We start from the raw sequence: 258 nt of genomic DNA on the forward strand, positions 1-258 counted from the left end.
CTTCCTGCGCTATATCGATCCGAAAAATCCAAACGCGATTGCTGATCCTGAAAAGCTTAAGCATTGGATGCCAGTAGATACGTATATTGGCGGAGCAGAACATGCTGTACTTCACTTGCTTTATGCAAGATTCTGGTACAAATTCTTGTATGATATTGGTGTTGTTCCTACAAAGGAACCTTTCCAAAAGCTATTTAACCAAGGAATGATACTTGGAGAAAATAACGAAAAAATGAGTAAATCCAAAGGAAATGTAGT

1 protein-coding gene is annotated in these 258 nt (G+C 38.0%); it reads left to right on the top strand.

The annotated features are described in order from the left end of the window. Positions 1-258: class I tRNA ligase family protein (locus AC1ECF_RS17690; protein WP_480390750.1), on the top strand; the 258-nt coding region annotated here is incomplete at both ends.

Source organism: Psychrobacillus sp. Z3-81, assembly GCF_056620325.1.